Origin of the sequence: Bartonella sp. AC62GZZY, assembly GCF_042196525.1 — a bacterium.
In the GTDB taxonomy this organism is placed as follows: domain Bacteria; phylum Pseudomonadota; class Alphaproteobacteria; order Rhizobiales; family Rhizobiaceae; genus Bartonella.
Window position 1 is genome coordinate 5,340 of record NZ_JBHIQN010000021.1, and the last position, 8,126, is coordinate 13,465.

The window sequence follows — 8,126 nt, forward strand, 5'->3', positions numbered from 1 at the left end:
TGGAGCGCTTGGGGAGAAGAGGTGCCAATGGAGGCATAAAGGTTGGATTGTGCAATGCGTCAAAATTAGAATGGGGGAATGGAGGGCGTTGGGGGAAAAGGGTTGATGGCAATGAATAGGCTTATGATAGGCTTCAATGGGGCTGTTGATCGGAAGTTTGTTGTTTTCTGTGAATTTGTAAAATCGTAAAAACGTGGAACTGTAATAGGGTGTGTGGTTGATCAAGGGCTGTGAGGGTTGTGAGAGGGGGATAAGCCCGTGTGAGGAGGAAAAAAATGTTTGGTTTTGGAGCTGTTGATATAAGGACGCTGTTTAGAGGCGTAAAGGAGAGGGATTGTTCGTTCTAAAAGCCTATGATGTAGAGAGTATGAGTTATTCAAGAGGGTGTTTGGGTATGGATAGAGTTTGAAGGGGCACTGCTTCTTTGCAAAGCAGAGGTATTGATCATAAGTTTTGTTTATTCATATGGTTTTTTATGGCATCCAGTACCTGTTGGCTTATCTCCTGATGGGGCAGCCGTCGTAAACCTTTTGGGGTTGTTTTTTGTCCTAATTGAATGGGGATAAAATCAACCTTGTTTTTGCGTGCGCACTCGAGGATTATTTGATCATGCGTGTTGGAACCAAAAATATGAAGAATACATGGTGGTTTAGGCAAAAGAGCTAACTGCTCAATTAATGCGCAGGAAAATGCATGGGCAGGCGAATGAATCCATAATATGCAATATTTTAGATCATGCCATTGCTTCACAGTTTCTAAAAATTGCGCCTTTGATGCCGCACAATCATAATCCAACGACACGCACAACTGTTTGTTGTGCAATGCCTCAAGCTGGACTTTATGGGAAAGAAAGCGTGCAGCAATAATCACTTCTTGCGGCTCTAGTGATTGATACAAAGGAGCAAGCATCCCTGTGCCCCCTACCACTAAATAACGATAGCGCGCCTCTTTTTTTTTCATGCCCCCTCCCTTATTGCTTTAAATCCCACCTCTTTGCTTTAAAAATGTGTACATTTCATCAGCAAGTCTTTCACAACGTGTTTGTACCTCTTCACTTATAACTTTCCAAGTACGACCTTCATCATCTGAGGAAAAATCTTCGTTGGAAGAGGCAATTTGACATTGGAGTGTGTAACCATAAAGCGTGTGCACCACCGGCACTAAATGTTCACAAGGTTGTGCGCATTTTTTGGCCGTACTCCCATGAGAGATAAGTCCAACAGGTTTATTTAAAAAGGCATTATAGGCTAAATTATCAAGAGCATTTTTTAAAACACCCGAATAAGACCCTTGATAAACGGGGCTTGCTAGAATAACACCATCAGCCGCTGCAATGGTTTTTACAAACTCACGGACTGCTGCACTTGGATTAGCCTCAACCTGCTGATGATAATCTGGATCTGTCATTGGCAAGGGATGTTCACGCAAATCAACCCAATGAAGTGATGCACCCCGCTTCATGAGGCAATCCGCTAAATAACTGGCTAAAGTTCTTGTTAAGGAAGGTTGACGCACAGACCCCAAAATAATTGCTATATTCAACAGGATTCTCCTTTATTTTTTTCCCAACAAGCCTATAACGCAAGGCTTATAAAGAATTATGAGTAAAATGATGCGTATCATTATGCTGTCCATAAAGAGCAATTGTGATGATATCGCATCATCATAGAATCAGTCCATGCTAACAAGATTGTTGACAAAACAACACCTCAAACTTGTAAGGGAATGTTAGTGCTTTCATTAATATTAAAACGCGTGATCTCAAAAATAGCGGCTGTCTCGTGTCTTAGAAGCGTTTTTATGAATATGTTCTGAGCTATTGCCTTGCAAGAACTCTAATGAAATATGGAAGATATCATCGTATTTTGAATGATCATTGAGCTTTTTTAATTGGAATAAGAAAGTTGTTAGATTTTCTCATTTCAAATGCTCTTATTGCGCGATCATTTGCAAATCAATGGAAGTTCCCTTTTTTATGTCTTAGTGGGGGGCCGAAAACAATGAGAAAAGAATAAAAATGCTTCTGTTTTTTCAAGGGATAAAGGCTATCGTAAAGGCGGGATATGGCTGTTGTTGGGGCAGGGGTGGGGTTGTTGTAGGAGCCTTAGGGTAATGGGGGTGTCTGTGTTGAGGAATGGAGTTATGGCGTGCTTGTTGCAAGGGGAGGGTAAGGCTATTGTAGAGGCCGCAGGGGGCGTATATGAATGGTGCCGGATTACATTTTTTATTGAAACAATAGGGGTGATAGAGTTTATAGTAAGGAGAATATATTCATGGGGGCGCTATTGTTATCCCATTTCATGGGGGCTGTTCATGAAATGGGGGTGATGCGTGTTGGTTTGCAAGTGTTGAGAGATGTTTCTTTAAAACAAGCACGTGAATTGGCAAAAGTATTGGCAACATAAATATGCAATACGAGTGTTCTCTGAGGTATTCTGTTTGACCATAATGGATGCAATTGTGCTTGAGAGGTTATTCGTGTCCTTATAAAAGTTAGGGACAAACAGTTGCATAAAAGGGAAGAGCAAATGAAGGGGGAAAATTACACGTTTTATAACAAACGGTGCTCTCTTGTTTTTGGAAAATCATTTTGTTCTTATAAAGATCATATTATTATTTGTCTTATTTCTATCCTTATTGGGATAGGTTATAAAGCTCTTTTGATCCCATTAGAATCCAAGTGGTCGTTGAGTGTATCGCAGGATAGCACTCTTTTGTCGCTCTTTGTGATGCGTGAAGTCATCATGGTTGTTGTTGTTGCCTTGATGCCTGTTTTATTGGTGCTTTATCTCATCTTAACGTATTTGTTAAAAAAAATGATTCAGCAGTTAGAAGAGGCTATCCAGCAACGGGGTCACACAACCGATCAACAAAATAATCCGGTAAAAAACAATAGAGAAAGAATAAGCAGTTTTTTTATCGTATATTTTTGGTTGATATTTCTGCTAGATGTCTTTTTTCCTGTGGGTGTTGTCATGCTCATTTTAGAATTTTATTATTTTGTTTTCAAGCGCGTGAGAACGTATTGTAGAGTGAAACGGGAATTAAAACGCATAGGAAAAGAGAGTGACAAGGCGCTTGCGTAGCTATTGTGAGGGGGGAGAGGCACTGTTTGGAAGCTTGTGACACAAGAAAGAGGGGATGGTTGGAAAATCATCAGGCAAAGAGGATAAAGAAGCCTATCAGGTTTGTAATGAGGAAGATGCTCTTAATCATTTGGAAGAGCAACCGCGCTTTTAGAAAGTTGGGGGTTTTTATTGAAAATAAGGGAAGCACCATGCATTGTACTTTTCGTGGTTCTTAAAAGAGCGGGCATGAGATAAAGAAATGCGTTTTTCATAAAAAGGAAGAGCAATGAAGGGGAAAAATTCAGCATTTTATAATGGACTGCGCCATTTTTTCGAAAAAAGTGTTTTTTCTGTGCAAGAGCATGTTGTCATTTGTTTTCTCTCACTCATTATTGAGCTATGGAATAGGATTTTCTTTCTTGAGCTGTGGAATAGGATTCTCTCTCTCTCATCCTTGGATAGCAAAGAGTACAGCATTTTCTCTCTTGAGTTGTGGAACAGGATTTTCTTTCTCTCATCTTTGGGTAGCCAAGAGAACTTGACAGGGTGGCAGGATACACCCCTTTTTCTCTCTCTGTGTACGTTTTGGCAAATTATTACAATGTGTGTTTGGGTCTTGTTTCCAGTTTTGTACATACTCTTCATAACATTGTGGCTTTTGTTGGTAAAAAATATTCGGAAATTGAAAGAAATAGATTAGCAACGGGGTAAAATAACCGATCAAAAGGATCGGTATAAAAAAGGCGATAGAGAAAAAAGGAGTGATATTTTTATCAGGATATTTGTTCTCGTGCTTATGTTCGTGACATTGGGGGTTGCTTTTATTCCCATGATGATTTTGGAACTTTATTATGGTGTCTTTAAGCAGGCGAAAATGTATCGCTGTTTAAGAAAAGAACTGAAAAACGTCTTGAAAGAACAGGATACAGCGTTTGAGAAGTCGTGAGAGGGGGAAAAATAATGAAGAAATTATGAGAGATTCAGCCTTTATAGGGATTGCTCTCTATACCATTATTTACAGGGATTGCTCTCTATACCATTTTGCCTCTGAGATGTTTTGGTGCTCTTTATGGGTTGTCCATAAACATTGCTCTAAGGGGCAGTGTTGAGGATGGCATTGAGTGGAAGAAAAGCCGATTATGGATCAGTGTTGATTAAAGGGAATAAGAGCCCGTGGGGTTTAGAGCCTAGAGTGAGCGCTTGAGACTTACTTTATCGTTTGAGTCCTGAGGAAGGAACGGTTTTGCTCGTAGGCGCCGCGCGGTATATGGGTTGTTTTCGTATTTTTAGGAGCTTTGTTCATTCAAGCTTTGAAATGAATCCTATTGAAGTGGGGATGCAGGGTCATTTTCTTGAAAATAGGAGAATTTTTAGGAAGAAAAAGCTGAATTGTGACTATTGTTTATAGATTGGTACGGTTTGAAAATCTTCACTGTTTGAGATGTGAGGAAGGCAAGAGGGGCCAAGGCAGCAGGAATATTATAATTTTTATTATGACGTAAGCCATAACGGCCTGTGTACTTTTCTTTATTCCGGTGGTATTTGGGTTTTGCATCATCATAATGCGTAAATTGGAAAAAAAGATCCAGAAACGAGAAGAGGCAATCTCTGTGTGAGACAAAATAAGCTCTCTGTCACACGGGGCTTTTCAAAGAGTGAGAGGGGAATACATGAAGGAGCAAAATTGGACATCAGAGCAAGAAAAGCATAAAGGAGTGCATTCTTTTTCGCTTCAGCAAGTGTTGCTCTCAGCAAAGGATTATAAAGTTATTTTTGCTATTGCTGTTGTCTTTGTCATCTGGAGAATGGTTCTAGGAATACCAGGTGTATTAAATTGGCAGCTGACAGGGTGGCAATATGTTGTGCATGCCGTTCTCCTTAAAACAACGGACATTATAATGGTCTGTGTCATTATTTTTATTCCGGTTATGTTACGGCTTCGCACCAAAGTGACGGGTGAGTTGTACAAAAATATTCAGAAACTAGACGAAGCGCTCTCTGAGCGAGAGCAAATAAGCTCTCTGTCGCACGGGTTGTGTAAATAGTGAGGGGGGAAAAATGAACAGTGATCCTATAGCTGTACTTCTATTAGATCCCGAGTTCTGGGTATTTATTGTTATTTGCATGATCATTATCATGCTTGTTTTAGCTCTTTATACCTCTGTCTTTAAACGGATGAAAATGAATTTCCAAGTGAAAGGCGCGTTGGAACGCGTGCTTAAAGAAAATGATCTTGCAATGCAGCAGTTTTGGAAAGATGAAGCCGTGCTGCAGAAGAGGCGTTTGCAACTAAAGGAAAAGGAAAAAGAACCCTTTGTCGGTTATGATGATGATGAAATTCTCACGATAGAAAGTGCAACAGCGCTTTTAAAAAGCTTGGGGTGGTCTGTGGACATCGAGGGAAAAGGAGATTATTTGGCAACCCTCTTTTTACCAGATCGCGAAGTGCAGTTTCTTTATAACGAAAAACACGTGGAAGAATTTTCCCCGTTTGATCGCGGGCTTTTAATTATGAGCGGTGTTTTTGCGGCTGCTTGTCAGACGATTAATCCTCATAATTCTGGGGTTTTGCCAACGGTATTTATGAATTTTGTGCCCAATGGATTGGAAATTTTTGAAGAAAAAGTGAGTGCCGCGTGTTTAAAAAAAGCGCTTGAAAAAACTTTAAAATGGACAATGGAAGATGATTCTTTGCATGAAACTTTTCGCTCTCAATATCGTCTTCCTCCTTGGGAAAAAGACTCTTTATCTTGGACACCGGATGATGACATAGAGCTCGCACCTTATGCTTTGCTGCATCTTGCTGCTCTTGCTTTGCTGGGCGATGTGGAGACTTTAGCTTCTTATGACGAAAGTTTTACGGCAGGGAACCAGCTTGGCTTTGATGAAACCATTGAAAAAGTTTATTTGGAACGCGCGATGGTGATCGCTCAAGAAGTGGAAAGGGAAGGAAAGTTCAGTTACGATCTGCTGGAACGGGTTGCTGAGAAGTTGTCCATAGCCATGGACTATCAGCTTTTTAGAGATAGAAACCTTAATTTGTGTAATCAAAAACGAGATTTTCATAAAAAATTAGTTGAGGAGAAAAAACAAAAATTAAGAGAACAAGGATTTGAAGGGGTGAGTGATGAACAGTTCGTGTTTGAAGCAGAGGGGGTAAAACATGCTCCTGATATTACTTATATTAAAGATGGTAAAATCGCATTTATGGATATAAAAATTGATTAGTGTTGTACTCTCCTGTTGAAGAAAAGCGCTCTTATTTAAAAGATGTGAAAGCGCTATGATTGAGACGCTTTCACACCTTTCTTACCAGAGCAAAATAAAGTGTTCGAAAAATCGAGAATAATAGCCAAGATTTTAAAAAATAGACTGAAAATGGCTTGATCCTCAAGAATAGGGGAGAAAAATCAATTATAAATTCGCTCTCTTCTTTAAGACGGTTCTGTTGTTTTGTTAGAAAATGCTCATAAATTAGCGCTTGAATAAGCGCTATGAGGGAAAGCTTCATTGACTCAAGGGGCGCTACGGGGGAGCTATAAAAGGGGGGAGAGTCTAAAAGAGGGTAGAGCCTAAAAGAGGGTAGAGCCTAAAAGGGGGTAGAGCCTAAAAGGGGGTAGAGCCTAAAAGAGGGTAGAGTCTAAAAGGGGGTAGAGCCTAAAAGAGGGTAGAGCCTAAAAGAGGGTAGAGCCTAAAAGAGGGTAGAGCCTAAAAGAGGGTAGAGCCTAAAAGAGGGTAGAGCCTTTGTCATTTGAGATGAGAGGAAGGCAAAAATGCCATTTTTGAGCAGTGTTAAGCTCTTTTGCCTTTGAGGTGTTTTTTGTCTTTTTAAGAAGTCCTTGCCAATGAAGCAGCGCTTGTTAAGCTTCAACAGTGTTTCAGTATGGTGATATTGATGTAAAAATTTATGGTATTTTTGTGTTTTTAAGTCTGTTTCATGGAGATCTGGAAGCCAATTCGATGACGTAGGGGATGCATGGTCATTTTCTTGAAAACAGAAGAATTTTGGGAAAAACAAGAAGATTGCGGACCCTTATTAACTAAAGCGCTATGGGAGGGAAGCTAGGGGGTAGAGCCTTTGTCATTTGAGATGTGAGACAAGTAAAAATGGCATTTTTGAAGGCGATGATATTTGGCCAATAAAAATAAAAACACAATAAAAATTAAACTAAAACAAAGGAAAAATTAAACTAAAAAAGGCCCCATTTTATAAAGGGCCTTTTTATTTAAATTTTTACAATATACACAAAATGTATATAACCTTACTTTAAGAACTTTTTGTATCTTATATTTTATTAGCAACAAGTTGTAAGAAATATATAATAAGTGATCCTAAAAAACCAGCTAGTGCATTCAATAAATTTTCTGCTTTATCGTATATATCGTTGATGGATGCTTGTTCTGATGCGCTTCTATTACTGACTCTCAGTATATTCAATGTATCCGATGTGTCCCTTACTTGTTTAACAAACTGTAAAGTTGTTTTCTCAATAGTATAAGGAGCAACAATAGGAGAGGGTTGTTTATTGACTATACGATCAGATTTTTGAATCGCGAGAGCTAAACCACTTGTAATAGCCCCAGCTATGAAAAAATATCTGATATTCATAGTTTTTCTCCTATATTTATTTCTATAAATAAATATCGATACGTATCATATATAAATTCGATTTAAATAACTATAGTAAAAATACAACAATCACAAAAAAGAATAAACTTTGTCTAGAAATTGACAAAATTTACCCTTAATTGCCTTAATGAATTCTTTCAGATTCGACTTTATGAAGGCGTAAAAAAGTTTGAAAGCTCTGTAGAGAAGTGGAATCCCATAAGGTGGGTGATACAATAGTTGCTAGCAAACTTCTTTTTGTATCTTTGATCAAGGATTCATAAAAATGAGGGTTCATAAAAATGATATGCGATGAAAGTTGAGTAAACCCCTTGAGGGGAAAGATGCACTCTTTTTGAAGGCTAGAGTGCATCCTCATAGATTGGATACTGCCTCATGAGGGTTTGGCGGTATCCCTTGAGGGGAAGGATGCACTCTTTTTGAGGGCT

7 protein-coding genes are annotated in these 8,126 nt (G+C 39.0%); 4 read left to right on the plus strand and 3 right to left on the minus strand.

The window, feature by feature from the left end; translation table 11 throughout:
• Positions 1-444 precede the first annotated feature (444 nt).
• Together ACFIML_RS08325 and ACFIML_RS08330 are read right to left on the minus strand one after the other, a co-directional pair.
• Positions 445-960 (minus strand): short-chain dehydrogenase, encoded by a 516-nt coding sequence (locus ACFIML_RS08325; protein WP_375614465.1) that lies wholly within the window; start codon positions 958-960, stop codon positions 445-447.
• 18 nt (positions 961-978) lie between these two features.
• The gene (locus ACFIML_RS08330; protein ID WP_375607079.1) at positions 979-1,542 is read right to left on the minus strand and encodes an NADPH-dependent FMN reductase; all 564 of its coding nucleotides are present in this window, start codon (positions 1,540-1,542) and stop codon (positions 979-981) included.
• Between the two features lie 731 nt (positions 1,543-2,273).
• Between ACFIML_RS08330 and ACFIML_RS08335 the strand changes: the two genes are divergently transcribed.
• The 4 genes from ACFIML_RS08335 (at position 2,274) to ACFIML_RS08350 (ending at position 6,296) form a co-directional block, all read left to right on the plus strand.
• Positions 2,274-2,405, plus strand: coding sequence for a hypothetical protein (locus tag ACFIML_RS08335; RefSeq protein WP_375614463.1), 132 nt, complete (start codon positions 2,274-2,276; stop codon positions 2,403-2,405).
• Between the two features lie 339 nt (positions 2,406-2,744).
• Positions 2,745-3,086 (plus strand): hypothetical protein, encoded by a 342-nt coding sequence (locus tag ACFIML_RS08340; RefSeq protein WP_375687895.1) that lies wholly within the window; start codon positions 2,745-2,747, stop codon positions 3,084-3,086.
• 1,652 nt (positions 3,087-4,738) lie between these two features.
• The gene (locus ACFIML_RS08345) at positions 4,739-5,113 is read left to right on the plus strand and encodes a hypothetical protein (RefSeq protein ID WP_375607075.1); all 375 of its coding nucleotides are present in this window, start codon (positions 4,739-4,741) and stop codon (positions 5,111-5,113) included.
• Between the two features lie 13 nt (positions 5,114-5,126).
• Positions 5,127-6,296, plus strand: coding sequence for a DUF6990 domain-containing protein (locus ACFIML_RS08350; RefSeq protein ID WP_375687897.1), 1,170 nt, complete (start codon positions 5,127-5,129; stop codon positions 6,294-6,296).
• Between the two features lie 1,057 nt (positions 6,297-7,353).
• On the opposite strand, the gene ACFIML_RS08355 is transcribed toward ACFIML_RS08350, so the two are convergent.
• The gene (locus ACFIML_RS08355; protein ID WP_375607073.1) at positions 7,354-7,677 is read right to left on the minus strand and encodes a hypothetical protein; all 324 of its coding nucleotides are present in this window, start codon (positions 7,675-7,677) and stop codon (positions 7,354-7,356) included.
• Positions 7,678-8,126: the final 449 nt, after the last annotated feature.